At 74.6% G+C, this 25,204-nt stretch carries 23 protein-coding genes; 14 read left to right on the plus strand and 9 right to left on the minus strand.

Annotated features, from left to right (window positions below):
* Positions 1 to 10: 10 nt before the first annotated feature.
* Both rosag_RS12710 and rosag_RS12715 read right to left on the minus strand, forming a co-directional pair.
* Positions 11 to 1,717 (minus strand): peptide ABC transporter substrate-binding protein, encoded by a 1,707-nt coding sequence (locus tag rosag_RS12710; RefSeq protein ID WP_284350522.1) that lies wholly within the window; start codon positions 1,715 to 1,717, stop codon positions 11 to 13.
* A gap of 155 nt (positions 1,718 to 1,872) precedes the next feature.
* Complete coding sequence (locus tag rosag_RS12715) at positions 1,873 to 2,673, minus strand: lipoate--protein ligase family protein (protein WP_284350523.1); 801 nt, start codon at positions 2,671 to 2,673, stop codon at positions 1,873 to 1,875.
* A gap of 176 nt (positions 2,674 to 2,849) precedes the next feature.
* Here rosag_RS12715 and gcvP point away from each other — a divergent pair, with 176 nt between their 5' ends.
* Positions 2,850 to 5,774 (plus strand): aminomethyl-transferring glycine dehydrogenase, encoded by a 2,925-nt coding sequence (gcvP, locus tag rosag_RS12720; RefSeq protein WP_284350524.1) that lies wholly within the window; start codon positions 2,850 to 2,852, stop codon positions 5,772 to 5,774.
* A gap of 79 nt (positions 5,775 to 5,853) precedes the next feature.
* On the opposite strand, the gene gcvH is transcribed toward gcvP, so the two are convergent.
* Both gcvH and coaE read right to left on the minus strand, forming a co-directional pair.
* A complete protein-coding gene (gene gcvH / locus rosag_RS12725) occupies positions 5,854 to 6,240 on the minus strand; it encodes a glycine cleavage system protein GcvH (RefSeq protein WP_284350525.1) in 387 nt (128 codons plus the stop codon).
* Between the two features lie 68 nt (positions 6,241 to 6,308).
* Positions 6,309 to 6,923, minus strand: coding sequence for a dephospho-CoA kinase (gene coaE, locus rosag_RS12730; protein ID WP_284350526.1), 615 nt, complete (start codon positions 6,921 to 6,923; stop codon positions 6,309 to 6,311).
* 165 nt (positions 6,924 to 7,088) lie between these two features.
* Here coaE and folE (rosag_RS12735) point away from each other — a divergent pair, with 165 nt between their 5' ends.
* The gene (folE, locus tag rosag_RS12735; RefSeq protein WP_284350527.1) at positions 7,089 to 7,694 is read left to right on the plus strand and encodes a GTP cyclohydrolase I FolE; all 606 of its coding nucleotides are present in this window, start codon (positions 7,089 to 7,091) and stop codon (positions 7,692 to 7,694) included.
* Positions 7,695 to 7,735: 41 nt separating this feature from the next.
* Here folE (rosag_RS12735) and rosag_RS12740 read toward each other — a convergent pair whose 3' ends face one another.
* From rosag_RS12740 to rosag_RS12750, 3 genes are all read right to left on the minus strand, one after another.
* A complete protein-coding gene (locus rosag_RS12740) occupies positions 7,736 to 8,680 on the minus strand; it encodes a helix-turn-helix domain-containing protein (protein WP_284350528.1) in 945 nt (314 codons plus the stop codon).
* Positions 8,681 to 8,978: 298 nt separating this feature from the next.
* On the minus strand, positions 8,979 to 9,590 hold the full coding sequence (locus rosag_RS12745; RefSeq protein WP_284350529.1) for a thymidine kinase: 612 nt from the start codon (positions 9,588 to 9,590) through the stop codon (positions 8,979 to 8,981).
* Between the two features lie 6 nt (positions 9,591 to 9,596).
* Entirely contained in the window at positions 9,597 to 11,555 is a 1,959-nt protein-coding gene (locus rosag_RS12750; RefSeq protein ID WP_284350530.1) for a DbpA RNA binding domain-containing protein, read from the minus strand.
* A 292-nt stretch (positions 11,556 to 11,847) separates the two neighbouring features.
* On the opposite strand from rosag_RS12750, the gene rosag_RS12755 reads away from it, so the two are divergent.
* The 8 genes from rosag_RS12755 to rosag_RS12790 all read left to right on the plus strand — a co-directional run bounded on the left by rosag_RS12755 (position 11,848) and on the right by rosag_RS12790 (position 21,577).
* Positions 11,848 to 12,468 carry a hypothetical protein gene (locus tag rosag_RS12755; protein ID WP_284350531.1) on the plus strand — a complete coding sequence of 207 codons (621 nt, stop codon included), beginning with the start codon at positions 11,848 to 11,850 and terminating at the stop codon, positions 12,466 to 12,468.
* A 7-nt stretch (positions 12,469 to 12,475) separates the two neighbouring features.
* Positions 12,476 to 12,754 (plus strand): Lrp/AsnC family transcriptional regulator, encoded by a 279-nt coding sequence (locus rosag_RS12760; RefSeq protein WP_284350532.1) that lies wholly within the window; start codon positions 12,476 to 12,478, stop codon positions 12,752 to 12,754.
* The gene (locus tag rosag_RS12765) at positions 12,751 to 13,818 is read left to right on the plus strand and encodes a hypothetical protein (protein WP_284350533.1); all 1,068 of its coding nucleotides are present in this window, start codon (positions 12,751 to 12,753) and stop codon (positions 13,816 to 13,818) included. The genes rosag_RS12760 and rosag_RS12765 overlap by 4 nt, the downstream gene beginning before the upstream one ends.
* A gap of 8 nt (positions 13,819 to 13,826) precedes the next feature.
* Entirely contained in the window at positions 13,827 to 15,791 is a 1,965-nt protein-coding gene (locus tag rosag_RS12770) for an ATP-binding protein (protein WP_284350534.1), read from the plus strand.
* Positions 15,792 to 15,854: 63 nt separating this feature from the next.
* Positions 15,855 to 16,733: a hypothetical protein gene (locus rosag_RS12775; RefSeq protein ID WP_284350535.1), complete on the plus strand. Its 879-nt coding sequence runs from the start codon at positions 15,855 to 15,857 to the stop codon at positions 16,731 to 16,733.
* Positions 16,734 to 16,805: 72 nt separating this feature from the next.
* Positions 16,806 to 18,011 (plus strand): metallophosphoesterase family protein, encoded by a 1,206-nt coding sequence (locus rosag_RS12780; RefSeq protein WP_284350536.1) that lies wholly within the window; start codon positions 16,806 to 16,808, stop codon positions 18,009 to 18,011.
* Positions 18,008 to 20,464, plus strand: a complete 2,457-nt coding sequence (locus rosag_RS12785) for an AAA family ATPase (RefSeq protein ID WP_284350537.1) — start codon at positions 18,008 to 18,010, stop codon at positions 20,462 to 20,464. Before rosag_RS12780 ends, rosag_RS12785 begins: the two co-directional genes overlap by 4 nt.
* A 132-nt stretch (positions 20,465 to 20,596) precedes the next feature.
* Complete coding sequence (locus rosag_RS12790) at positions 20,597 to 21,577, plus strand: GNAT family N-acetyltransferase (RefSeq protein WP_284350538.1); 981 nt, start codon at positions 20,597 to 20,599, stop codon at positions 21,575 to 21,577.
* A 124-nt stretch (positions 21,578 to 21,701) separates the two neighbouring features.
* Here the strand turns inward: rosag_RS12790 and rosag_RS12795 are convergent, their stop codons facing one another.
* Positions 21,702 to 22,127 (minus strand): hypothetical protein, encoded by a 426-nt coding sequence (locus rosag_RS12795; protein WP_284350539.1) that lies wholly within the window; start codon positions 22,125 to 22,127, stop codon positions 21,702 to 21,704.
* 186 nt (positions 22,128 to 22,313) lie between these two features.
* On the opposite strand from rosag_RS12795, the gene rosag_RS12800 reads away from it, so the two are divergent.
* Positions 22,314 to 22,904 (plus strand): hypothetical protein, encoded by a 591-nt coding sequence (locus rosag_RS12800; RefSeq protein ID WP_284350540.1) that lies wholly within the window; start codon positions 22,314 to 22,316, stop codon positions 22,902 to 22,904.
* Positions 22,905 to 22,917: 13 nt separating this feature from the next.
* On the opposite strand, the gene rosag_RS12805 is transcribed toward rosag_RS12800, so the two are convergent.
* The gene (locus tag rosag_RS12805; RefSeq protein ID WP_284350541.1) at positions 22,918 to 23,091 is read right to left on the minus strand and encodes a DUF5670 family protein; all 174 of its coding nucleotides are present in this window, start codon (positions 23,089 to 23,091) and stop codon (positions 22,918 to 22,920) included.
* 183 nt (positions 23,092 to 23,274) lie between these two features.
* Here rosag_RS12805 and rosag_RS12810 point away from each other — a divergent pair, with 183 nt between their 5' ends.
* The 3 genes from rosag_RS12810 to rosag_RS12820 are packed head-to-tail and all read left to right on the plus strand — an operon-like array spanning position 23,275 to position 25,137.
* Positions 23,275 to 23,688, plus strand: coding sequence for a 6-carboxytetrahydropterin synthase (locus rosag_RS12810; protein ID WP_284350542.1), 414 nt, complete (start codon positions 23,275 to 23,277; stop codon positions 23,686 to 23,688).
* A complete protein-coding gene (folE, locus tag rosag_RS12815) occupies positions 23,666 to 24,400 on the plus strand; it encodes a GTP cyclohydrolase I FolE (RefSeq protein ID WP_425607505.1) in 735 nt (244 codons plus the stop codon). The genes rosag_RS12810 and folE (rosag_RS12815) overlap by 23 nt, the downstream gene beginning before the upstream one ends.
* Positions 24,397 to 25,137, plus strand: a complete 741-nt coding sequence (locus rosag_RS12820; protein WP_284350543.1) for an SDR family oxidoreductase — start codon at positions 24,397 to 24,399, stop codon at positions 25,135 to 25,137. The genes folE (rosag_RS12815) and rosag_RS12820 overlap by 4 nt, the downstream gene beginning before the upstream one ends.
* The last annotated feature ends 67 nt before the right edge of the window (positions 25,138 to 25,204 follow it).

Below are 25,204 nucleotides of genomic sequence, written 5' to 3' on the forward strand. Positions count from 1 at the left end.
CGACGGTCGGTCAGCGCACGCCGATCCGGTCGCGCCCGATCCGCTCGCCGAGCGGGATGGACCACCGGTCGAGCTCCGCCCACCAGCCGTCGGCGCGCAGCCCCTGCAGCCGGATGCGGCGGTGCGCGCCGGCGACCAGCCGCGGCTCGAACAGCCAGATCGCCGGTGCGTCGTCGACGATCGTCTGGTAGGCGCGCAGCCAGTGCGCGCGGCTCCTGGCGGGCGCGCTCGCGTTCAGCGCGCTGTCCACCGCGGCGTCGAAGACGGTGCTCTCGTAGCTGCCGTAGTTCGAGCCGCCCGTCGTGCGGGCGCCGATCATCCCCCACGTCTGGCGGATGTTCGCCGGGCTCGGGTCGGTCTTCCAGCCGCCCATCGCGGCGTCGAAGCGGCGGTCGTTCAGGCGCTCGACGAACACGCCGATGTCGAGCGGCTCGACGGTCACGCGCGCGCCGAGGGCGCGCAGCTGGTCCTGCACCTGGCTCGCGAGGCGCTGGCGGATCTGGCTCGACGTCGGCACCACGACCGAGAACGCCAGCGGCACCCCGCCGCGCTCGCGCACGCCGTCGCCGTCCGCGTCGCTCCAGCCGAGCGAGTCGAGCAGCGTGCGCGCGCGCCCGACGTCGTAGGGGATCTGCTTCAGCTGCTTCCAGTCGGGGAAGATCGCGCGGGGCACCGGGCCGACCGCCGCGTACGCGAGCGAGTCGAAGACGTTGCGCACCACGCGCTCGCGGTCCACGCCCATGGTCAGCGCGCGGCGCAGCTCGCGGTCGGCGAACAGCGGATGCGCCGCGCCCGAGCCGTCGGCCGCGCGCAGGTTGAACTGGAGGAAGCCGTAGTCGAGCGACGGATACGGCACGAGGCGCAGCGCGCGGTTGCGCGACATCTCGCCCAGCGTCTCGGGGCGCAGGTTCTCGAGGAAGTCGGCGTCGCCGCCGAGCAGGCGGATCGTCGCCGTGCCGAAGTCGGGCGCGAACGCCCACACCAGGCGGTCGAGCGACGGACGCCCGCGCCAGTGGTCGGACACCGCCTCCAGCTCGACGCGCTGCGCGCGCTCCCAGCGCCCGAAGCGGAAGCGGCCGCTCCCCACCGGCTGGCGCGCGAACGCGCTGGTCGCGAGCTGGCCCGGCGCCACGCCGCGCAGCAGGTGCTCGGGCAGCACGTACAGGTGGTAGACCGCGTCGAAGAACTGCTGCGGGCTGCGGCGCGCGAACCAGAGCACCGCGGTCGCGCTGTCGGGCGCCGAGATCGAGTCGACGTTGGCGAGCAGCGGCGCGACGGGGCTGTCGAGCCGTGGGTCGGTCGTGAGCCGGAAGCTGAACGCGACGTCGCGCGCGGTGACGGGCTTCCCGTCGTGCCAGCGCGCGCGCGGGTCGAGCGCGAAGCGCACCGAGAGCGAGTCGCGCGCCCACTCCCAGCTCTTCGCGAGCCGCGGCTGGAAGCCTGCGTCGCCGACCGTGTTGAGCGTGCTGTCCAGCTCCGCCAGCCGGTCGAACAGCTGCGTGTAGATCGCGGCGGCCTGCGGCAGCGTCGAGAGCACCGGGAGCAGGCTGCTGGGCTCCGCGGCGGCCGCGATGACGACCGTGCCGCCGGTCGCGGCGTCGCCGCCGGACGGGGCCGCGCGCTCGCAGCCGGCGAGCGGCAGGAGGGCGAGACACGCCGCGCCGGCGGCGCGTGCGAGACGGAACGACCGGGAGGGCCGGGAGGAGAGCGGCGACACGACGGGGCGACGGGCGGCGAGCGGTGGCGGGGCGCGGCGCGCCCTCGCAGGCAGGACGACTGACGGGCCGAACGGCACCGCGCGCAAGCTGCGCGGGCCGCCGGCCCGCCGGTAGTGTGCCGGAGGCGTGCCGTCCAGGTGGGCGTGCGCGGCGATTATCTGCGCCAGGTCCAGCGGCCGTCGCGGTAGTGCGCCGCCCGCGCGCCCGCCGCGGCGTCGAGGGCCGCCAGTTCGCGATCGTCCAGCAGCGTCGCGTCCGGGTCGAGCAGTGCGCGGGCGGCATCGAAGAGGGCGGCCGTCACCTCGTCCAGCGGCGGCATGCGGCCCAGCGCCTCGCCGAGCGTCGCGGGCGGTGGGACCGGAGGCAGCGGGCGCGTCGCCAGCGTGCCCACCGTCGTCTGGTCGTCGGCCAGCAGGATGGAGCCGTGCTGCAGCAGCGCCCCTTCCTCCCGCCACTGGGCGCTGCCGACCAGCTTCCGCGCCCCGTCGGGACCGTCGAGCACCAGCTCGCCGCCGGTCGGGACCTCGAAGCAGGGCGCGCCGTCCGGAAGCGGGGCGCGGCCCGCGGGCACCGCCTCGCGCGCCGGCACGCCCATCGCCCGGAGCGCCGCCAGCAGCACGGCATTGATGCGCGCGTAGGCGGCCTTGAGCGGCGCGTCGGCCGGCGCCAGCACGCCCAGCGGCGCGGTCACGGCGTACGTCACCTCGCGCCAGTGGAGGATCGCGCGGCCGCCCGTGGGCCGGCGCACGACGTCGATCCCGCGCTCGGCCAGCCGGTCGGGATCGTAGAGCCCCGCGGCGCGCTGATTCCGCCCGAGCGAGAGCGTCGGCCGCGCCCACGCGTAGGCGCGCACGTGGACCTCGCCCGTCTCGCGCGCGCGGGCGAGCAGCGCGTCGTCGAGCGCCATGTTCAGCGCGCCCGGCAGGGGTGGGGAGGGGAGGAGGCGGACGCGCACGGACGGGAATCAAGGCGGCGCAGTCGCTTCGCGGAACCTTCGGGCGCCCGTTAGCTTTCCATGCTGTCGCGCCCGACGCCTCGGTCCCCTCGGTCCGCCGAACGGTCTGCCGCTGGCGCGGCGCGCGCTTCCGCGCGATCCCGTCCACCCGGGGCCCAGCGCCCTCGAGCCTTCGCATGACGTCGACCCGCCCCCTGGCCGCCGCACTCGAGCCCGACACGTTCGTCAGCCGCCACGTCGGCCCGAGCGCGGCCGAGCAGCAGGCCATGCTCGCCGCCCTCGGCTACGACTCGCTCGACGCGTTCATCGACGCCGTCGTCCCCGCGAACATCCGCTTCCGCCGCACGCTCGACATCGGGCCCGCGCGCACCGAGCACGACGTGCTCGCCGAGCTGCGCACGATCGCCGACCGCAACATGGTCTGGCGCTCGTACCTCGGCATGGGCTACCACGGCACGCTCACGCCGCCCGTCATCCAGCGCAACGTGCTGGAGAACCCGGGCTGGTACACCGCCTACACGCCCTACCAGGCCGAGATCGCGCAGGGGCGCCTGGAGGCGCTGCTGAACTTCCAGACCATGGTCATGGACCTGACCGGGCTGGAGATCGCGAACGCGTCGCTGCTGGACGAGGGCACCGCGGCCGCCGAGGCGATGGCGATGAGCTACGCCGCGAAGGGGAAGCCGGGGAAGGAGACGTACTTCGTCGCGAAGGACTGCCACCCGCAGACGATCGAGGTCGTGCGCACGCGCGCCGCGGCGCGCGGCGTGACGGTGGTGGTGGGCGACGCGGCGACCTTCACGTTCGGGCCCGAGGTGTTCGGCGCGCTGGTGCAGTATCCGGCGACCGACGGCGCGGTGCGCGACTACCGCGCGTTCTGCGAGCAGGCGCACGCGGCCGGCGCGGTCGTCACCGCCGCCTGCGACCTGCTGTCGCTGACGCTGCTGGTGCCGCCCGGCGAGTGGGGCGCGGACGTGGCGGTCGGCAACTCGCAGCGCTTCGGCGTGCCGATGGGCTACGGCGGCCCGCACGCCGCGTTCCTGGCGACGAAGGACGAGTACAAGCGCATGCTGCCGGGCCGCATCATCGGCGTCAGCCGCGACGCGGACGGCAAGCCGGCGCTGCGCATGGCGCTGCAGACGCGCGAGCAGCACATCCGCCGCGAGAAGGCGACCAGCAACGTCTGCACGGCGCAGGTGCTGCTGGCGGTGATGGCGGGCATGTACGCGGTCTGGCACGGCCCCGAGGGGCTGACGCGGATCGCGCGCCGCGTGCACGGCTACGCCAAGGCGCTGCAGGCGGGGCTCGAGCGGCTCGGCTTCCACGTCACGCACGAGGAGTACTTCGACACCGTCTGCGTCGAGGTCGGGACGCACGGGCAGCAGGACATCCTCGACGCCGCCGCGGCGCGCCGCATCAACCTGCGCGTCGTCGAGCCGGGCGTGCTGGCCATCGCGCTGGACGAGACGGTGGGCGCGCAGGACGTGCTCGACGTGCTGTCGGCGTTCAACGGCGGCGCCGACGTGGACGCGACGGTCGACGCGCTGCTGGAGGAGGCCGACCCGCGCTTCGACGAGCGGTTCGCGCGCACGAGCGCGTTCCTCACGCACCCGGTGTTCTCGACGCACCACAGCGAGACCGAGATGCTGCGCTACCTCCGCAAGCTGGAGGGCCGCGACCTGTCGCTCGCGCACTCGATGATCCCGCTCGGCAGCTGCACGATGAAGCTCAACGCCACCGCGGAGATGATCCCGGTGACGTGGCCGCAGTTCGGCCAGCTGCACCCATTCGTGCCGCCCGCGCAGGCCGCGGGCTACCGCGAGATGTTCACGCAGCTGGAGCACGACCTGGCCGAGATCACCGGCTTCGCGGCCGTGTCGCTGCAGCCCAACGCCGGCTCGCAGGGCGAGTACGCCGGGCTGCTGGTGATCCGCGAGTACCACCGCGCGCGCGGCGAGGCGCACCGCGACGTGTGCCTGATCCCGCAGAGCGCGCACGGCACCAACCCGGCGAGCGCCGTGATGGCCGGGATGAAGGTCGTGGTGGTGGGCACCGACCAGCACGGGAACGTGGACGTCGCCGACCTGCGCAAGAAGGCGGCGGAGCACTCGTCGCAGCTGGCGGCGCTCATGATCACGTATCCGTCCACGCACGGCGTGTTCGAGGAGGCCGTGAAGGACATCTGCGCCATCGTGCACGAGCACGGCGGGCAGGTGTACATGGACGGCGCGAACATGAACGCGATGGTCGGGCTGGCGCGCCCGGGCGACATCGGCGCCGACGTCTGCCACCTGAACCTGCACAAGACGTTCTGCATCCCGCACGGCGGCGGCGGCCCGGGCATGGGCCCGATCGGCGTCGCGCCGCAGCTGGTGCCCTTCCTGCCGGGCCACCCGGTGGTGGACGTCGGCCACGCGCAGGCGATCGGCCCGATCTCGGCCGCGCCGTGGGGGAGCGCGAGCATCCTCCCGATCAGCTGGGTCTACGTCAAGCTGATGGGCGGCGAGGGGCTGGCGACGGCGACGAAGGTCGCGATCCTCAACGCGAACTACACGGCGCACCGCCTGCGCGACGCGTTCCCGGTGCTCTACCGCGCGCAGAACGGCACGGTGGCGCACGAGTGCATCGTCGACACGCGCGTGGTGAAGGCGGCCAGCGGCGTCGAGGTCGAGGACATCGCGAAGCGCCTGATGGACTACGGCTTCCACGCGCCGACGGTCAGCTTCCCGGTGGCGGGCACGCTGATGATCGAGCCGACGGAGAGCGAGTCGAAGGAGGAGATCGACCGCTTCTGCGACGCGCTGATCCAGATCCGCGAGGAGATCCGCGAGATCGAGGCGGGGACGCTGGACCGCGCCGACAACCCGCTGAAGAACGCGCCGCACCCGATGACGCGCGTGATCTCGGACGCGTGGGCGCACGGCTACTCGCGCGAGCGCGCGGCGTTCCCGAGCGAGTTCACGCGCGAGCGGAAGTTCTGGCCGTTCGTCGGCCGCGTGGAGAGCGCGTACGGCGACCGGAACCTCGTGTGCAGCTGCCTGCCGATCGAGACCTACCAGCTGGAAGGCGCGGCGGCGTCGCTGGCGCAGGACACGAACTGACGCGGCGGTTCCGCGAACGGCGAAGGGGGGCTCCGCGCGATGCGGAGCCCCCCTTCGCGTATCCGGTCACCCGCTCTGCTCAGCCGATCAGCGACGAGTACGCGCCGGCGTCCATGAGCGCCGAGCGGTCGGCGTCGGCGGCGACGCGCACCTTGATCATCCACCCGTCGCCGTACGGGTCCGTGTTCACGAGCGCGGGCTCGCCGTCGAGGCGCGGGTTGACCTCGACGACCTCGCCGGCGACGGGCGCGTAGAGCTCGGACACCGCCTTCACCGCCTCGATCGTCCCGAAGACGTCGTGCGCGCCGAAGCTGGTGCCGGGCTTGGGCAGGTCGACGTAGACGATGTCGCCGAGCTCTCCCTGGGCGTAGTCCGTGATGCCGATGACGACGACGTTCGGGTCGTCGGTCGCCTTCACGTACTCGTGCTCCTTGGTGAACTGCAGCTCCTGCGGGATGTTGGCCACGGCGTGCTCCTGGCGGGGATGGCGGGGGGACGATCGCGCGTCAGTCTAGGCGGGACGCGCGGGCGGCGTCAAGGAAGCGCGCGCCTGCTGCGCTCCTGCAGCGCCTCCCACACGGCGTCCACGCGCGCGGCCAGCTCGGCCCGCGTGCCGTCGTTGTCGATGACGTAGTCGGCGCGCGCGCGCTTGAGCTCCGCGGGCATCTGCGCGGCGAGCATCGCCATCGCCTCGGGCTCGCGCAGGCCGCGGTCGTGCACCAGCCGCTCCAGGCGCACCGTGCGCGGCGCGTCCACGAGCACGATGGCGTCGAACTCGCCGGCGAGGTCCTTCTCGAACAGCAGCGGGATGTCGCAGACGACGATGGCGTCGCCGCGCGCGCGCGCGGCCGCGACCGCGGCGTCGCGCAGGCGCCCGACCTCGGGGTGCACGATCCCGTTCAGCGCCTCGAGCTCCCGCGGGTCGCCGAAGACTCGGGCGCGCAGGACGCCGCGGTCCAGGACGCCGTCGGGGGCGAGGACGTCCGCGCCCCACCGCGCGACGATGCGGGCGAGGCCGGGCGTGCCGGGCCGGACGGCCTGCCGGGCGAGGACGTCGGCGTCGACCAGCGTCGCGCCGTGCGCCGCGAGCTGGCGCGCGACGGTAGACTTGCCGCTGGCGATGTTGCCGGTCAGCCCGACGAGCAGCATGCGATCAACATGGTCGTGCACGGAGCGGGAGAGCGCGGGCGGCGGCGCGCGCGAGAAGCTACCGAGCGCCCCCGGGACGTCAACGGCCGAGCGGGCCCGGCGACGTCCGGAGCGTCCCTTGCAGCCCGTGGTGGTACACCGCCGTCCACGAGACCGTCATCCCTCATGTCCGACGACTCCGCATCCGACGCCAGCACCCTCCCGTCCGACCGCACGGCCGAGCTGGAGCGGACCACACGGCGCATGCTCGCGCTGCTGGGGGAGGACCCCGACCGCGACGGGCTGCTCCGCACGCCCCACCGGGTGGCCGAGTCGCTGCAGTGGCTCACGCGCGGGGCGCACTTCGAGGTCGCGGACGCGGTGGGCGACGCGCAGTTCGACGTCGCGCACGACCAGATGGTGCTCGTGCGCGACGTCGAGTTCTACTCGCTGTGCGAGCACCACATGCTGCCGTTCTACGGCCGGGCGCACGTGGCCTACGTGCCCGACGGCCGCATCGTGGGGCTGTCGAAGATCGCGCGCGTCGTCGAGCTGTACGCGCGGCGCCTGCAGGTGCAGGAGCGACTCGGCGAGCAGGTTGCGGACGCGTTGGAGGAGGCGCTGCGGCCGCGCGGCGTGGGCGTGGTGCTGGACGCCGTGCACCTGTGCATGATGATGCGCGGCGTCGAGAAGCAGAACTCGCGCACCGTCACGAGCGCGCTGCGCGGCGAGTTCCGCGACGACGCGCGCACGCGCGACGAGTTCCTGCGGCTGGCGCACGGCGCGCGCTGAGCACGCTCAGCGCGCTCAGCGCGCGCGCCGCGCATGCAGGGTCAGCTCGCGAAGGTCAGCGGCTCGTCGTCCGGCGCCGGCCACGCGCTCGCGGCGAGCGCATCGTCGGGGCGGTGGTCGGACGCCAGCGTCAGCTCGTCGTCCGCGCCCTCCTCGCCGCCGTCGTCGGCACCGTCGTCCGGCCCGTCGTCGATGCCCTCCTCGCCCGTGACCTCGCTCGCGATGCCCGACGCGTCGCGGCGCGCGAACAGCTGCTCGATGACGTACGACGCGCCGCCGCGGGCGCGGATCTCGAGCGGCGTCGCGCCGACGTAGCGGCGGCAGACGTTGCGGAAGGCGCTGCCCGAGGGGAAGTCGAGCGCCAGCGCGACGCCGTCGGCGCTGCGGCCGCCGTCCTCCAGCAGGTGCGCGGCCACGACGAGACGGCCCCACGTCAGCAGCTGGTGCGGCGGCGGCAGCTCCGCCTCCGAGAGGCGGCGGGTGAGCGCGCGGCGCGAGACGGCGATGAGGCGCGCGAGGCGCTCGGGCGTCAGCCGCTCGTGCGCGCGCGTGACGGCCAGCAGCACCGCGTCGCGCACGGCGCGTCGCAGGCCGTTGACGCGCGGGCGCACGAGCGCCGCGGCGCCGCGCGCGGTGGCGCGCGCGATCAGGCCGGCCAGCGCCTCGGGGGCGTCGTTCTCGTCGAGGACGACGAGCGCCTCGAGCCCGCAGCGGCCGGCGTCGAACATGTCGCGCGGCTTCGCGCGCGACGGGTCCACGTAGGCGACGAGGGCGGCGCGCGGCGCGACGCTGCGGAGCTGGCGGATGCGCTCGAAGTCCGGCGCGCCGTCGGCATACAGGTCGAAGATGACGAGCAGCGCGGCGCCCCGGGCGCACTCACGCGCCAGGTCGCTCCAGCCGTCGCACACGACGAGCGCCCGCGCCGCGGGGAGCGCGGAGCGCACGCGCTGCAGGCGTACGTCGGAGGGGAGAAGGGCGGCGATCATGTCGGCAGGGTTGGGGCTGGCTGCATGATGGACGCGCGACCGGCAGAGTGTGTCACGGGCTGGACCAGCAGCTCCGTCCCTGTGACGATCGGGGCCGGGACCGAAACCCGAGATCGGAGGACGAAACGGCGGAGGACGATAGAGCGGAGGACGGAGAAGCGGAGGACGAAAGGGCGTGAAACGAAGAGGCGGACCTTCCAGGCTTGATGCTTCAAGCTCGAAGGGTCCGCCCCATCGTTTCACGCCGTTCCGTCCTCCGCCTCTCCGTCCTCCGCCGTTCCGTCTTCCGCCTTTTCGGTCAGAGTAACCGGGTTTGCGCTGCGTCCCGCGCCGGCACTTCGTGACAAGCCCGGCACCGCGCCTCGTACGCCTCCGTCGCGCCCACCATGATCGTCGGCGAGTCGTAGGGCGCCGGGCGGCCCTGCAGCAGCCGCTGGTTGCGGCTCGCCGGCGCGCCGCACAGCACGCAGATCGCGTGCAGCTTGTCCACCACCTCCGCCACCGCCATCAGGTGCGGCATCGGGCCGAACGGCTCGCCGCGGAAGTCGGTGTCGAGCCCCGCGAGGATCACGCGACGCCCGCGCTCCGCCAGCATCGTCGCCGCCGCGATCACGCCGTCGTCGAGGAACTGCGCCTCGTCCACCGCCACCACCTGCGCCGTCGGGTCGAGCCGCGAGACCAGCTGCGCGGACGAGTCCACCGGCACCGCCTGCACCGTGCGCTGGTCGTGGCTGGAGACCGCGAACAGGCCCGCGTACCGCGCGTCCAGGTGCGACTTGAAGACCTGGACGCGCTTCTTGGCGATCATCGCGCGGCGCACGCGCCGCATCAGCTCCTCGCTCTTCCCGCTGAACATCACGCCGGCGATCACCTCGATCCAACCGCCGGCGGTCTGGAAGCCGTCGGGCATCTCGCCTCAGGTCTCGAGGTCCGCGCCGCCCGCGTCGGGCGCGCCCGCATCCGACGCGCCCGTGTCGGGCGCACCCGGCGCGCGGCGCTTCGCGCGCTGCAGCCGCTCCGCGCGCTCCGCCCACTCGCCGCGCTGCTCGGCGCGCTCGCGCACCGGGCGGTCGTCGGCCGCGCCGAAGCCGCGCGGACCGTCGCGCTGCGCGTCGAACGTGCGGCCACGCGGCCCGCCGCTGCCGCCGGCGCCACCCGGACGCGGCCCGCGCTCCGGACGGTCGCCGAAGGTGCGACGCTCGGGCCCACGGCGCTCGCCGCCGTCGCGCCGCTCGCGCGGGCCGCCACGGTCGCCGCCGCGCTCCGGGCGCGTCTCGCGCTCCGCGCGCACCGCCGCCTTGCGGCCGCGGATCATGATCCCGTTCACCTTCTCGATCACGCGCTCCGCGTCGGCGCTCGCGACCTCCACCAGCGCGAACGACTCGCGCAGCTCGATCTTGCCGATGCGCTCCGAGGTGATGCCCGCCTCGTTGCTGATCGCGCCTACCAGGTCGCCGGGGCGCACGTTGTCGCGCGTGCCCACGGTGATGAAGAGCTTCGTCATCCCGCTCGCCGGCGCGCCCGCGGCCGGCGCCGCGGCGCCCGCCGCCTGCGTCGGCGCGGCCGTCGCGCTCAGCCGGCGCGCGCGCTCGCGCTCCAGCAGCCGCAGCGCGGCCGCGGCCAGCTCGACGCCGTCGTGCGTCTCCAGCAGCTCCTCCAGCACGCGCAGCTCGCGCGCGGGCAGCCCGCGCTGCACCTCGGCGCGCAGCTCGGCGCGCAGCGCGGTGTCGCGCGCCTCCTCGCGCCGGCCCAGGTCGCGCAGCACGAGCGGACGCACCGCGCCGCCGGCCAGCGCGCGCAGCGCCGGCAGCTGCCGCGGCTGCAGCAGCGCGACCAGCTGGACCGCGCGCGCGGCGGCGACGCGATCGCGCTCCTCGCGGCTCGTCGGCAGGTCGTACAGCACCACGAGCGCCTGCTGCGTCGGCAGCGGCGCGGCGTCGTCGGCGCGCACGATGCGCACCTGCGGACCCGTGTTCGCCGTCGGCGTGCCGAGCGCGCGCTGCGCCGCGGCGATCGCGTCGTCGTCGGTCGCGTCGTCGATCGCGTCGGCCGTCGGCACCGCGTAGCCGAGCGCGCGCACCGCGCGCCGCGCCTCGGCCTCCGAGGTGCCGGAGGCGACGATCACCGTCGCCGTGGCGGGATCCAGCTCGTCGAGCACGCGGCGCAGCGTCGCGGGGCGCGCCGACGGCGCCGTGGCGACGTACGAGACGGCGAACGGCGCCGGCGTCGCGGCGGCTGGCGGCGCGATGCGGCGCGGGCGGCGCAGCGCGCGCTCGATCAGCGCCTCGACGTCGTCCGTCATCGTCGCGGCGACGAGCGTGCGCGCGGCCTCCTTCGGCACCTCGGTCAGGACGGCGTCCAGCTCCTCGGCGTCGGGCGAGTCGAGGATGTCGTCGGCCCACGCCAGCACCAGCGTGCGCACCGTGTCCAGCTTGAGGGCCGAGGCGCGGATCAACGCGGTGAGCGCGGCGGGATCGGCGGCGATGGCGGCGGCCGGGCGCGCCTTCAGCTGGCGCACGGCGCGGTCCACGCGCGTCACGGCGAGCACCGGGGAGGCCTCACCCGAGCGGGCGGTACCGCGGCCGGCGTCGCGCAGGGCGAGGGCGGCGTCGGCGACGGCGAGCGCCGTCTCGGCGTCGGGCGTCACGATCACGAGCTGCGTCTCGGGCGCGTCGGCCTCAAGGCGCTCCAGGGCGGAGCCGAGGAACTGGGGGATCGTGCCCCAGTCGTGCGGCAGCGTGTAGACCACGTGCTGGCTGCGCGTGGTCGCGGCCTGCGCCTCGCCGGCCGGCGTGGTGCCCGTCGTGCCGGGCGCGCCGGCGGCGCCACCCGTCTGACCGGCCCCGAGGCCGGCGTCCCGTTCGTCCTGATCCACTGCGCTCTCCGCCGGCCCGGCCGGCTCCATGTGCTCGCGCGGCCGCCGGCGCGCTCGCCGGCGGGCGCCGAGCGCCCTGTCGTTCGTGATGATCAAATAGTTCGCGCGGACATGCGGGCCGCCGGTGCCAGCGCCGTGCCGTGGGCGGACGCGCCGCGCGAGGCGGGAAGTATAGCCGGCCCGCCCCCGGCGCGCGTGATGCGGCCGGGGCCGCGTGTCGGGAGAACCCTTATGTCGCGTGCGCATCCCCGAGCGAATGATTTGGCGCGTCCCTCCCACCCGGAGCGCCCCGGTGCGTGATCCCGACCCGCTCGCCCCGCGCGGGCAGAGCGTCGACGCCGCGCGCGGCCCGTCTCTCGGACCGTCCCTCGACCCGTCGCCGGTCGCCCGCGGCCGGCGCCGCTGGACGCGCGTCGGCGTCGCCGTCGAGCCGCCGGGCGACGGCCCGCCGTCCCGCGTGCGCTACCAGTGGGACGCCGACACGGAGCTCCTGGTGGCGAGCATCGGCGACCGCCGGAACGGCGGCGCAGCCGCGGCCTCGCTGGAGCTGGAGGGGGCAGACGGCTCGTGGCTCACGATCGAGCTGCGCGCGGGGCGCTTCTGCGGGCTGGAGGTGGCGGTGTGGCCGCCCGTGCGCCTGCGTACCGCGGTCGAGCCGCCGCTCGCCACGGAGCCGGGCCACGTCAGCGTCCCCGAGCTGCTGGCGCTGGGCGCGACGACGGACGTGGAGGTGGACACGCAGCTGGTGGTGGAGGCGGACCGGCAGCGGCGGACCTACCACTTCCGTCTCGGGCGGTCGCGGCCGACGCGCGCGGTGCGCGTGGGACGTGATATCTTGCTCGACGTCGACGAGGACGGCGACCTGGCCGGCCTCTGGCTGCTGAACGTCCCCGCGCAGCCCCTCCCGCACTGACGTCGCCGTGATCACCACCATCGTCCTCATCAAGGCGGAACCGAAGTCGATCACGCAGGCCGCCACGCGCATCGCGGGCGTCGAGGGCGTGCACGAGGTGTACTCCGTGTCGGGCGAGTGGGACCTGGTGGCGATCGTGCGCGTGGCGGAGTACGAGCAGATCGCGCAGGTGGTGACCGAGCAGATCGCGGGCGTGCCGGGGATCAACCGGACGCAGACGCTGACGGCCTTCCGCTCGTACTCGAAGCAGGACCTCGAGCAGGCCTGGGACATCGGCGTCGAGTGAGCGAGGCGCGGCACGGCGAGACCGCGCCCGCGCCGCCGGCAGCGCAGCCGGCAGCGCCACCGGCCGCGTCGCTGCACGTCGTCCGCCGCCGGCTGCGCGAGCTGCTGCAGGGCGGGCTGGGTGACGAGGCGGGCGCGCCGCTGGAAGCGCAGTCCCTCGGCACGCCCGAGGCGCCGCGGCTCGTCTCGGCCCAGCCGATCGAGGGTCACGCGCTGCGCGCGGTGCGCACGGACACGGCGCCCGACGCGGCGCCCGCGGTGCTCGTGGCGTTCCTCGACGGCACGCAGGCGAGCCACGTCGCGCACTACGACGACGGCCTGCCGATCGTCCTCGGGCGCGTCGCCGCAGTGGTGCGTGCGCGACGCGGGCGGACGCTGCACACGTGGGCGCGTCCGATCGTCGAGCACCGCCTGTACGCGCCGTGCGCGCACCTGTCGCCGGCAACGCGTGCCGTGCTCGCGTCGGCCGGCGTGCCGGTCGTCGACACGACGGAGCCAGGGCCCGACGGCACGGTGCCCGCGCCGCATCCGCTCGCGCTCCTCGAGCGCGCCGTGCACTTCGTGCAGGCGGACCGCGAGCGGGCCGAGCGCGATCTCGCCGAGCGCTGGTGCCGGCGCGACGGTGACGGGCTGCGCGCCGCGCTGTGCGTCGACGGCAGCATCCAGGGGAGCGAGCAGCTCGCGGCCGCGCCGTGCGTCATCGGCATCGTCAAGAGCCACCGGACGATGTACGCCGAGGGCGCGGCGCTGCGCACCGTGCTGGCGCTCGCGCGCGGGGAGCGGTCGACGGTGTTTCGCGTCAGCGTCGGTCGCCGGCAGCCGGTCGCGAGTTGGTACCTGCGGCTGCGCGATCCCGCGGGCCGCGATCCGATGTGGGGCCTCGTGCGTCTCGAGGCGGCGCTGCCCGACCGCGGCGACGCGCCCGCGGCGCTGACGCAGCGCGCCGACGCGATCTCACGCGCGGTGCTGGCCGAAGTGTCGCCGCTGTCGCTGCCCGACGCGCGGTGGGACAAGCTCGTGTACCCAATCCGCGACTGCGAGCAGTTCCTGCGCGCCGTCTGCTAGCCGCATTCATGATTGCATCGTCGCCCGCTCCGTTCGGCCGCGTCGTCGCCACCGAGCGGCGCCCCAACACGGCGTTCGAGTTCCACTTCTGGACGTCGCTCGACACGCCCATCGGCATCGGCACCATCGTGCGCGTGGTGGGCGACGTGCCGGTCGGCGGCGCACGTCCGACAGTGTATGGCGTGGTGACGGAGGGCTTCGCGTACACGGACCTCCAGACGCCGCTGCACGACGTGCTGGGACACGACGGCTCGCCGGAGAACCCGGGCTACGCCGCCACCGCGCGCGCCGAGATCCGCCTCTACACCGCGGCCGTGCTGCGCCAGATCCCAGAGGAGCCGCTGCAGCCCGTCCCCATGGGCGAGGTCTTCCTGGCCGACGATGCCGACGTCGCCGTCGCGCTGCGCATGGACGGCTACCTCAAGGAGGGCGCGCGCACCGGCGTCCCGGTCGGCGTCTACCGCGCGGGCGGGATGGAGTCGCCCATCTACCTCGACGCCGACTTCCTCGTCGGGCCCGAGGCCGCGCACCTGAACATCAGCGGCGTGTCGGGACTCGCCACCAAGACCAGCGCCGTCGAGTGGCTGCTGGCGTCGCTGTTCGCGCACTTCCCGGCGGAGAAGGGCTCGGTGGCGGCGATCTGCTTCAACGTGAAGGGGCCGGATCTCCTCTTCCTCGACCAGCCCGGGAAGCTCGACGAGGCCGACCTCGCGCTGTACGAGCGGCTGGAGGTTCCGGCGCGGCCGTTCGACCGCGTGCACTACTACGCGCCGTACAGCGCCAAGGGCTACTCGCTGGCCACGCTGCGCACGCACGACGCGCTGCAGCACAACGTGCGGCCGCTGCAGTGGGGGCTCAACGAGGTGCTGCAGTACGCCGAGGTGCTGCTGAACAAGGACGACGTGGACGCGAAGGCGGACGCGCTCATCGACTTCATCGTGGAGCGCGTCGTCAACAAGTCGTTCAGCGACCCGCTGCTGAAGCGCGCCTATCAGGTGAGGACGTTCGCGGAGCTCGAGGAGTGGTTCCGCGACCTGCTGATGGCGGTCGAGGGGAAGGGAAGCGGCGACACCTGGCGGACACACCACGTGGCGACCATCCGCAAGGTGCGGAACCGGCTCACCAACATCGCCCTCCGCTGCCAGGGGCTGGTGACCGACGGCACCAGCACCAGCGACCTCCCGTGGGGCACCTTCGAGGACCGGGCGGTGTACGTGGTGGACGTCGCCAACCTCGAGGAGGACGCGCAGGACCTGATCTTCGCCCGCGTGGTCTCCAAGCTCCGCGAGCACCTCGAGCGCCGCGACCTGGGCGTCAAGCACGTCGTCGTCTTCGTGGACGAGCTGAACAAGTATGCGCCCGGCGACGGCCAGGAGACGTACGTCCGCAAGATGCTGCTCGACATCGCGGAGCGCGGCCGGTACCTGGGGCTCGTGCTCTTCGGGGCCCAGCAGTTCCGCAGCCAGGTGCACCGCCGCGTCGTCGGCAACTCGGGGACGGCGCTCTACGGCCGCATGGACGCCGACGAGCTGGCGACGCCCGGGTACGCGGTGCTCAGCCCGGCCGTGAAGACCAAGCTCGCCACGCTCGCCAAGGGACAGCTGATGGTCCGCCACCCGCACTTCACCCAGCCCGTCTTCGTGCGCTTCCCGCGCCCCGCCGTGATGACGGGCCGCGAGGGCGTCGAGCGCTTCCCGCAGGCGGCCGAGCCGACGCTGGAGGCGGCGGTGACGCGCGCGCTGCGGACGCTCGATCCGGCGGTGACGCTGGCGTGGGTGCAGCAGACGATCGCGCTGCAGGACGAGCGCGCGGTGCTGGCGGCGCGCGACCGCACGCTGCTGACGCGCCCCGACGACGTGCGCGCGTACTTCGCGGCGCAGTTCCGCGGCATCGTCACGCCGCGGGTGGTGCCCACCGCGCCCGCCGCGCCGCCGCTGCGCGCGGTGCCGGCCGACGACCCGTACGGCTTCTGAGCCGCGGCCCGCGCCCGACGCACCGATGATCCGCCGCGTGTCCCGCCCGCTCCGGGGATGGCCGTGATCGCGCGCCACGCGCTCGCCGGGCTGTCCGGTCTGGCCGCGCTGGTGGCGCCCGCCGGCGTGCTGCGCGCGCAGACGGCGACCGCGCCCGGGAGCGCGATGGTGACGCTGCGCCTGCGCCCGCGCGCCGGCGATACGCTGCACCTGCGCTTCGAGCAGACCGTCTCGGGCGCCGCCAAGGCGTCGAAGCCGACGCGGCTGCTCAGCAGCATGATGGTGATCTCGCGCTCGATCGTCGAGTCGAGCGACGCGGCGGGGAGCGTAGTGGTCGCGCACACCGACTCGGTCGAGCTGCGGATGCCCGGCGCGCCGCCCGAGGCGCTGGCGCGCGCGCGGAAGGGCATGCAGGGGCGTGCGACCCGCATGCGCGTGGCGCCCGACGGCGCGATGCGCTGGCTCCCCGAGGGCGGGACCGGCGGCCGCGCGGACGCCGCCAGTGGCGCCTCCACGGGCACCGCGCTCGGGCTCCCCGGTGCGCTGCCCGCGATGCCCGTGGCCATCGGTGCCACCTGGACGCGCACGATGCCGCTGCCCTGGGCCGAAGGGACGCCCGCGCGCGCCGAGGGGGAGGCGCCGCGGCTGGAGGTCGTCTTCCGCCTCGACTCGGTGGGGCGGGGCGGCACGCTCGCGTTCGTGTCGATGCGCGGGCGCCTGCTGGCGGCCCGCGGCGCACCCGTCCGCGTGGGCGGCGCCGCCGTCGACGGCGGAACGGCCGCCGGCCAGCTCCGCCTCGACCTCGGCCGCGGCTGGATCGTCGACTCGCGCGTCGACTTCGCGCTCGACCTCGTGCCGCCGTCGGCCGCGAGCGCCGCGCCGGGCACGCCGCCCGCGCCGCCGATGCGTGTCGTCGTCTCGCAGCGGCTGGTCGCGCGCTGAGCGTTTGCTGCTGAGCGCTCGCGGGGCGCATTGCCGCGTGCCCCGGTCGGGTCTGGCGCTTACCTTCCCCGCATGCGCCTCGTCCACCTGTCCGACCTCCACCTCGGATTCCGCCAGTACCAGCGGCTGACGCCCGCGGGCGCCAACCAGCGGGAGGTGGACGTCGCGCGCACGTTCGAGCGCACGATCGAGCGGGTGATCGCGCGGCGCCCCGACCTGGTGCTGATCGCGGGCGACGTGTTCCACGCGGTGCGCCCGTCGAACCCGGCGATCCTGCACGCCTTCCGCCAGTTCACGCGGCTGCGCGTCGCGCTCCCGGACACGTTGGTGGTGATGGTCGCCGGCAACCACGACGCGCCCAAGACGAGCGAGACGGGGTGCATCCTGCGCCTCTTCACCGAGCTCGGGGTCCACGTCGTCGACGCCGTCGCCGACCGGCTGCACTTCCCCGAGCGCGACCTCTCGATCCTCGCGGTGCCCGACGCGCCCACGGCGACGCGGCCGGTGTTCGCGCCCGACGGGACGGCGCGCTGGAACGTGCTGCTCGTGCACGGGGAGGTGGAGGGCATCCTCCCCAAGGAGGCCGTCGCCACCGACCGCGCGTCGATCGAGATCACGCGCGAGGAGCTGCGCGCGCCCGAGTGGTCGTACGTCGCGCTGGGCCACTACCACGTCTATCGCGCCGTCGCGCCCAACGCGTTCTACTCGGGCTCCATCGACTACACGAGCGCGAACGCGTGGGGCGAGGTGCACGAGGAGCGTGCGGCCGGCATCTCGGGCAAGGGCTTCATCGAGCGCGACCTGGTCACGGGCGAGCACACCTTCCACCCGATCGAGCCCTCGCGCCCGCTGCTGGAGCTGCCCGAGATCGTGGCGAAGGGGATGTCGTCGGCGGAGCTGGACGCGGCCATCCGCGCGACGGTCGAGCAGGCGCCGGGAGGCATCGACGACAAGATCGTGCGGCTCGTGGTGCGCGACGTCCCGCGGCACATCGCGCGCGAGCTCGATCACAAGGCGCTGCGCGAGTTCAAGCGGCGCGCGCTGCACTTCCACCTGCTGACGTACAAGCCCGACGTGCAGCGCGAGGGCGTCGGCGGCGCGCCCGGCCGGCGGCCGTCGCTGCCCGACATCGTGCGCGAGAAGCTGCGCACGCGCCTCCTGCCGAGCGACGTCGACCGCGACGCGCTCGTCGCCCTGGGCCTCCGCTACCTCGAGGAGGCCGACGCGCTGGTCGCCACCGAGCCCGCGCTGGTGACGACGGCGGAGGAGGTCGAGTGAGGCTCGTCGGGCTGCGCATGGTCAACTTCCGTCAGCACGCCGACAGCGCGCTGACGTTCGGCTCGGGGCTCACCGGGATCATCGGCGCCAACGGGTCCGGCAAGACGACCGTGCTGGAGGCGATCGCGTGGGCGCTGTACGGCAACGCGGCCGCGCGCGGCACGCGCGACTCCATCCGCTTCGTGCGCGCGCAGCCGCGCGCCGCGGTGCGCGTCGAGCTGGAGTTCGACCTCGCGGGGCACCGCTACCGCGTGGTGCGCGGGCTCACGAGCGCGGAGCTCTACCTCGACGGCGCGGCGGCGCCGATCGCGAACTCGATCACCGGCGTCGGCGAGCTGCTGCAGCGCCGGCTCGGGATGACGCGGTCGGAGTTCTTCAACACGTACTTCACCGGGCAGAAGGAGCTGAACGTGATGGCGGCCATGGGGCCGTCGGAGCGGGCGCAGTTCCTCTCGCGCGTGCTGGGGTACGAGCGGCTGCGCGCCGCGCAGAACCTCGCCCGGGAGCGCCGCAAGCTGGTCGTCGCCGAGCAGGCGGGGCTGCGCGCGGGCATGCCGGACGCCGACGCGGTCTGGCGCCAGCTCTCCGAGGCCGAGTCGCGCCTCGCCGCCGCGCGCACGCTGGCCGAGGCGACCGAGCGACGCCGCGACGAGTCGTCGGCGCGGCTGGCGCGCGTCGCGCCCGAGTGGGAGCGCGCCCAGGGGGAGCGCGAGCGCCTGCAGGAGATCCTCGGCGAGCTGCGCGTGGCGGAGGGCGAGGAGCAGGCGCTGCTGCGCGAGATGGATCGCGCGGGGCGCGAGCTGGCCGACGTCGCGGGCGCGCGCGCGGACCTCGAGCGGCTGGCGCAGCGTCTCGCGCCGCTCCCCACGCTGCGCGAGACGCTGGCGCGGCTGGACGAGCTGGCGACGGCGGAGGGCCGACGCGAAGCGCTGCGCGACTCGGAGCGCGCGCTCGTCGAGGACCTGTCGCGCCTCGACGAGCGCCGCACGCGGCTGGCGTCGGCCGCCGACTTCGAGCGCGAGACGCTCGCGCAGCTGGAGGTGCGCCGCACCGAGTCGGAGGCCGCGCAGGCAGAGCACGATCGCGAGCGCACGGCGTGGGTGCGCGACCAGCAGGAAGCGCAGACCAAGCGCGAGGCGCTGCGCGCGCAGTTCGCCGACGTGCAGCAGCAGCGCGACCAGCTCGAGAAGCTCGGGCCCGAGAGCCCGTGCCCGACCTGCACGCGCCCGCTCGGCGCGAGCTTCCAGACGGTGCTCGATTCGCTCGACGAGCAGCTCGCGACGCTGTTCAGCACCGGGAAGTACTTTCGCAGCCGCGTCGAGGAGCTGGAGGCGGAGCCCGCGGCCGTGACGCAGCTCGGCCAGCGCCGCCGCGCGCTCGCGACCGAGGTGCAGCAGCTGGAGCGTCGGCTGGCGAAGTGCCAGGCGGCCGTGCAGGAGCTGGCGCAGATCGACCGGGAGCTGGGCCAGCGACGCGAGCGGCTGGACGCCGTGCGCGCCGACCTCGCGGAGCTGCCCACCGGCTACGACGCCGCGCGCCACGCGCTGGTGCGCGACGAGGTGGCGGAGCTGGCGCCGCTGGAGCAGCAGAAGGCGCGCGCGGAGGCGCTGGTGTCGCGCGAGGCGCAGACGCAGGCCGTGCGCGATCGCGTCACCGCCGCGCTGGCGCAGGTGCGCGACCGCATCGCCGCGCTCGGCGAGCGCCGGCTCGGCGTCGCGATCACGGAGGAGCAGTACGCGGAGCTGCGCGGCGCGCACGAGCGTGCGGAGGCGGAGGCGCGCGCGGCGGAGCTGGCGGCGGTGCAGGCGCACGGCGAGGCGCGCGGCGCGCGCGAGGCGCTGGAGACGGCGGAGACCGCGCGCCGCGAGCTGGCCAAGGTGCAGGCGCGGCTCGATGCGCTGCAGGCCGAGAAGCGCCTGCACGACGAGCTGGATCGCGCGTACTCGGACCTGCGCACGGACCTCAACTTCCAGCTGCGCCCCGAGCTGTCCGAGCTCGCCAGCCAGTTCCTCGACGACCTCACCGACGCGCGCTACTCCGCGATGGAGCTCGACGACCAGTACAACGTCGTCGTGCAGGAGGACGGCGTGCCGAAGCCGGTGATCTCGGGCGGCGAGGAGGACCTCGCGAATCTCGTGCTGCGCCTCGCGATCTCGCAGATGATCGCCGACCGCGCGGGGCAGAGCTTCTCGCTGCTGATCCTCGACGAGGTGTTCGGGTCGCTCGACGAGACGCGCCGCGCGAACGTCGTGGAGCTGCTGCGGCGCCTGCACGACCGCTTCGAGCAGGTCATCGTCATCACGCACATCGAGGACGTGCGCGAGGGGCTCGACCAGGTGATCCGCGTGCGCTACGACGAGGCGCGCGGCGCGTCGGTGGTGGAGCAGGACGACGGCGACGAGTCGGACGCGCTGCTCGACTCGGATGCGCCGCTGCTGCTGGAGGCGTCATGACCAACCACACACGCATCATCGAGTTCGGCGCTCCGCGCTCGGCGCTCGCTCCGTCGGACCTCGGAGCGAGCGCCCGGGTGCCCGCCGAAGGTGGGCAGGTCGGAGCGCCGACTACCGCGGAGGCCTGGTAGGGTGGCCGGGCTGCGCACCTGGCGCGCGCCGCGCAGTGCCGAGGGGCCGTTCCCGGCGTCGGTGGACGACATCCCGGCGCTGAACGACGTCTTCAGCGACGCGTTCACGGAGCGGTACCGCCGTGACGGGATGGTGGGCGTGCGCGTGCCCGCGCTCAACCCGCAGATCTGGCGCTACGCGATCGAGGACGCGCAGGACGGCGCGATGCTCTGGCGCGGCGACCGCGGCGAGGTGGCGGCGTTCAACATCGCGCACCGCTCGGGGCGCGAGGGGTGGATGGGTCCCCTGGCCGTGCGTCCGGAGATGCAGGGGCACGGGCTGGGGAAGGAGGTCGTGCGCGCGGGGATCGACTGGCTGCGGCGGCAGGACTCGCGGACCATCGGCCTCGAGACGATGCCGCGCACGATGGACAACATCGGCTTCTACTCGCACCTCGGCTTCGTGCCGGGGCGGCTGACGCTGACGCTGACGCTCGACGCCGCGCCCGCCGACCAGCCGGCGGTGCTCATGGGCCGGCTGCCGAACCGCGACCGCGACGACGCGCTGGCGGAGTGCCGCGCGCTGACGGAGGCGCTGCAGCCGGGCCTCGACTTCACGCGCGAGCTCGCGCTCACCGAGCAGCTCGCGCTCGGCGACACGGTGCTGGTGCGCGGCGCGGACGGCGCGCTGGCGGGCTTCGCGCTCTGCCACTCGGTGCCGCTGGTGGAGGGGCGCGTGCGCGAGGAACTGCGCGTGCTGAAGCTCGCGCTCACGGACCTGTCGGTGCTGCCGGCGCTGGCGCGCGCCGTGACCGACTTCGCGCGGCGGAGCGGGACGCGGCGCGCGGCGTTCCGCGTGCAGGGGACGTACGAGGCGATGTACGGCGCGCTGGTGGCGATGCGCGCGCGCGTGCGCTGGTCGGACCTGCGGATGACGCTCGACGGCTATCCGGAGCCGCCGGTGCGCGCGGGCGCGGTGGTGCTGTCGAACTGGGAGATCTAGGGGCGCCGCCGCATCACCGGCACGCCGGGATCACCGGGCGATTGCCGAGGCAGAAGCCGAACGGGTGCTCGAGCCGCTGCGAGACCTTCCGTCCCTGCCGCTCCGCCGGCATGACGCGCGCGTGTCACGGCCGCTCGAACTCCAGCCGCGCGACCGGCATGCGCACCGTGATCCGCCGCTGCGTGATCGTGCCGGTGAGCACCTGTCGGTCGGGCTCTGTCGTCAGCGTCAGCGTCGTGTCGCTCGCCGTCAGCGCGTAGCGCCCGTTCAGGAACTCGAACTGCGGCCCCGTGACGGAGCCGACGTACGTCTTCTCGAGGCCGAGCGCGAAGCGGCCGTCCGCGTGCAGCTGCATCGTGCCGCGCTGGAGGAAGACCCCGCCGCCGGGCACGGTCTGGACGCCGGCCGGGATCTCGCGGCCGTCCACCGTCGCCAGCGTGTAGAAGCCGGCGGCGCGGTCGTACGCGCTCTTCTCGTCGCCGCACGCGGCGAGCAGGGGGGCCGCGAGCGTGGCGGCGAGCAGCGTGGGAAGCGGTCGGAGGACGCGCATGGACGGGAGCACACGGGTTCGGCGGAGTGACCCTCGCGAGCGCGGCCAAGATGCGCCGGCGCCGGCCGGCTCGACAGGGGAGACCGGAGGCCGCGGCGTGGTACCGCTCGCCGTGCCCGCGGGTACCTTCCCCTGCACGCCCGCCGACGTGGGCGAGCCCATCCCGACCGTCTCACCCCGACACCGATGCGCCGCTCCGTGAAGCCCCTCACGACCCGCGCGACGCCGCTGCTGCGCGCGCTGCCGCTCCTCGCCGCCGCCGCGTGCGCCTCGGGCGGAGCGTCCACCGCCGCCCCACCGGTGGAGGCGACGCGTACCGTGGTCACGTCTACCACGCCCACCATCCCCGACATCGAGCTCAATCGGGACACGCGGCTCGCCGTACACCGCACGACCTCGACGCCGGACCGGGTGTGGGCGGCGCTGCCCGCCGCGCTCGCGGACGTCGGGCTCTCGGGCGGCCCGATGGCGGGCCAGGCGCGCACGTACATCGCGTTGATGCCCAGCGTGCGCCGCCAGCTCAACAAGGTCGCGCTCTCGCGCTACCTGGACTGCGGCACGACCGCGTCCGGCGAGCGCGGGGCGGACACGCACCTGATCCGCCTGCAGGTGACCAACATCGTCGAGCCGGATCCCCAGGGCGCGCGCGTGCGCTTCCAGGTGCTGGCGCGCGCGACGTCCACCGAGGGCTCGGGCGGCACCACCGACTGCGCGACGACGGGCGTGCTCGAGTCGCGCATCGGCGAGGCGCTGGAGGCGCGCCTGCGGAACCCCTGACGCGCCCGCGCCGTCAGCGGCGGTCGGGGTCGCGCGGGTCGGGCGTCGCGCGCACCACGGTGCGCCAGATGAGAATGAAGACTCCCGCCGTCAGCAGCAGGTGGACCCAGCCGGGCGCCGGGAAGGCGAAGGTGCCCGCCGCCCACACGGCGAGCAGCAGCAGGGCGGCGATGGTCCAGAGATCCATGGCGAGGGTGGAGGGAGGCGAGGTCGGTCGGCGCGTGCTCGGGTGCGCGGCGCGGCCGGCGGCGTGAATCTAGCCGGACGACCCCCTGTCCCGCGCGGCGTGCGCGCCGCGGTGGGAACGGGGCGCCGGATCGTGCGTTGACCCCGGGCGAGCGCCGCGGTGCGGCCCTTCTTTCATGGTGACATGCCCCACGTGACCGTCACGCGACGGCTCCGCTTCAACGCGGCGCATCGCGTGCACAACCCCGAGCTGTCGGACGAGGAGAACCGCCGGCTGTTCGGGAAGTGCAACAACCCCAACTGGCACGGGCACAACTACGTGCTCGAGGTGTCGGTGGCGGGCGAGATCGATCCGCGCACCGGCTACGTCGTCGACCTCGGCGAGCTGGCGCGGCTGGTGGAGCGCGAGTTCGTGGATCGCGTCGACCACAAGAACCTGAACCTCGACGTGGCGTTCATGCAGGGCGTGAACCCCACGTCGGAGAACATCGTCGTCCAGGCCTGGCGCGTGATCGAGCCGCACGTCGCGCCCGCCCGCCTGACGCGCCTCCGGCTCTGGGAGACCGAGAACAACTATGTCGAATACGAGGGGGCGTGAGGCCGCGGCGCGCCGCGGCGCGCACGAGACGGACGACGACGAGCCGGTGGTGAAGCTCTTCCCGTGCGACCGGTCGGGCTTCGCGACGCGCGGCGACGGCGACGGCGCCGCGGCCGGCGTCCTGGGCAGCGCCGAGGAGCGCCAGCGCGAGTTCGAGACGCTCGTGCGGCGCCAGCTGGAGCTGCTCGGCGAGGACCCGGAGCGCGACGGCCTGCTGAAGACGCCGAGCCGCGTGGCGAAGTCGATGGCGTGGCTGACGCGCGGCTACGACCTCGACGCGCGCGACGTCATCGGCGACGCGCTGTTCGAGGTGGACAGCGAGGGGATGGTGATGGTGCGCGACATCGAGCTGTACTCGCTGTGCGAGCACCACCTGCTGCCGTTCTACGGCAAGGCGCACATCGCCTACATCCCGGACGGCCGCGTGGTGGGGCTCTCGAAGCTGGCGCGCGTGGTGGAGGTGTTCGCGCGGCGGCTGCAGGTGCAGGAGCGGCTCACCGAGCAGATCGCGCTCGCGCTGGAGGAGGCGCTACGCCCCAAGGGCGTCGGCGTCGTCGTCGAGGCCGCACACCTGTGCATGATGATGCGCGGCGTCGAGAAGCAGAACTCGATGACCGTCACGAGCGCGCTGCGCGGCGCGTTCAAGGACGACGCGCGCACCCGCGACGAGTTCCTGCGGCTCGCGCACGGCAACGCCGCCTGGAGCCGGTGAGCGCGCTCACGAGCGCGCTCGCCGGCCGCACGGCGCTCGTCACCGGGGCGTCGCGCGGGATCGGGCTGGCGGCGGCGCGCGCGCTGGCCGCGGCCGGCGCGCGCGTGGCGCTCCTCGCGCGCACCGCCGACGTGCTGGAGCGCGCGGCCGCCGACATCGCGCGCGACACGGGCGGCGACGCGCTCGCGGTGCCGTGCGACGTGCGCGACGCGGCGGGCGTGGACGCGGCGCTGGCGCGGGTGCGCGCGGCGTTCGGCGGTGCGCCCGACGTCCTGGTGAACAATGCCGGCGCCTTCACGCTCGCGCCGGTCGCCGCGACGTCGCCCGCGGACTTCGCCGCCGCGCTCGATGCCAACCTCGTGGCGCCGTTCCGCCTGGTGCGCGCGCTGCTGCCGGAGATGCTCGCGCGCGGCCACGGGCACGTGGTCACCGTCGGCTCCATCGCCGACCGCTTCGCCTTCCCCGAGAACGGCGCCTACGCGGCGAGCAAGTTCGGGCTGCGCGGCCTGCACGAGGTGCTGCGCGCGGAGCTGCGCGGCAGCGGCGTGCGCGCGTCGCTCGTGTCGCCGGGCCCCGTGGACACGCCGATCTGGGATCCCATCGGCCCCGACGACCGACCGGGCTTCACGCCGCGGGCGCAGATGCTGAGCGCCGACGCGGTGGCGGGCGCGATCGTGTTCGTGGTGGGGGCGCCGGGGGAGCTGAACGTGGACGAACTCCGGCTGTCGCGCGCATAGAATGCGGAGGACGGAACGGCGGAGGACGATGGAGCGGAGGACGGAAGGGCGTGAAACGGGAGGGCGG

The sequence above is a fragment of the Roseisolibacter agri genome, assembly GCF_030159095.1.
In the GTDB taxonomy this organism is placed as follows: domain Bacteria; phylum Gemmatimonadota; class Gemmatimonadetes; order Gemmatimonadales; family Gemmatimonadaceae; genus Roseisolibacter; species Roseisolibacter agri.

Bases quoted from the DNA above. Each gene is read 5' to 3' on its own strand.
- gcvP (WP_284350524.1), top strand. From the start codon at position 2,850: ATGACGTCGACCCGCCCCCTGGCCGCCGCACTCGAGCCCGACACGTTC.
- coaE (WP_284350526.1), bottom strand. From the start codon at position 6,923: ATGCTGCTCGTCGGGCTGACCGGCAACATCGCCAGCGGCAAGTCTACC.
- folE (WP_284350527.1), top strand. From the start codon at position 7,089: ATGTCCGACGACTCCGCATCCGACGCCAGCACCCTCCCGTCCGACCGC.
- rosag_RS12740 (WP_284350528.1), bottom strand. From the start codon at position 8,680: ATGATCGCCGCCCTTCTCCCCTCCGACGTACGCCTGCAGCGCGTGCGC.
- rosag_RS12745 (WP_284350529.1), bottom strand. From the start codon at position 9,590: ATGCCCGACGGCTTCCAGACCGCCGGCGGTTGGATCGAGGTGATCGCC.
- rosag_RS12770 (WP_284350534.1), top strand. From the start codon at position 13,827: ATGATTGCATCGTCGCCCGCTCCGTTCGGCCGCGTCGTCGCCACCGAG.
- rosag_RS12780 (WP_284350536.1), top strand. From the start codon at position 16,806: ATGCGCCTCGTCCACCTGTCCGACCTCCACCTCGGATTCCGCCAGTAC.
- rosag_RS12795 (WP_284350539.1), bottom strand. From the start codon at position 22,127: ATGCGCGTCCTCCGACCGCTTCCCACGCTGCTCGCCGCCACGCTCGCG.
- rosag_RS12800 (WP_284350540.1), top strand. From the start codon at position 22,314: ATGCGCCGCTCCGTGAAGCCCCTCACGACCCGCGCGACGCCGCTGCTG.
- rosag_RS12805 (WP_284350541.1), bottom strand. From the start codon at position 23,091: ATGGATCTCTGGACCATCGCCGCCCTGCTGCTGCTCGCCGTGTGGGCG.
- rosag_RS12810 (WP_284350542.1), top strand. From the start codon at position 23,275: ATGCCCCACGTGACCGTCACGCGACGGCTCCGCTTCAACGCGGCGCAT.
- folE (WP_425607505.1), top strand. From the start codon at position 23,666: ATGTCGAATACGAGGGGGCGTGAGGCCGCGGCGCGCCGCGGCGCGCAC.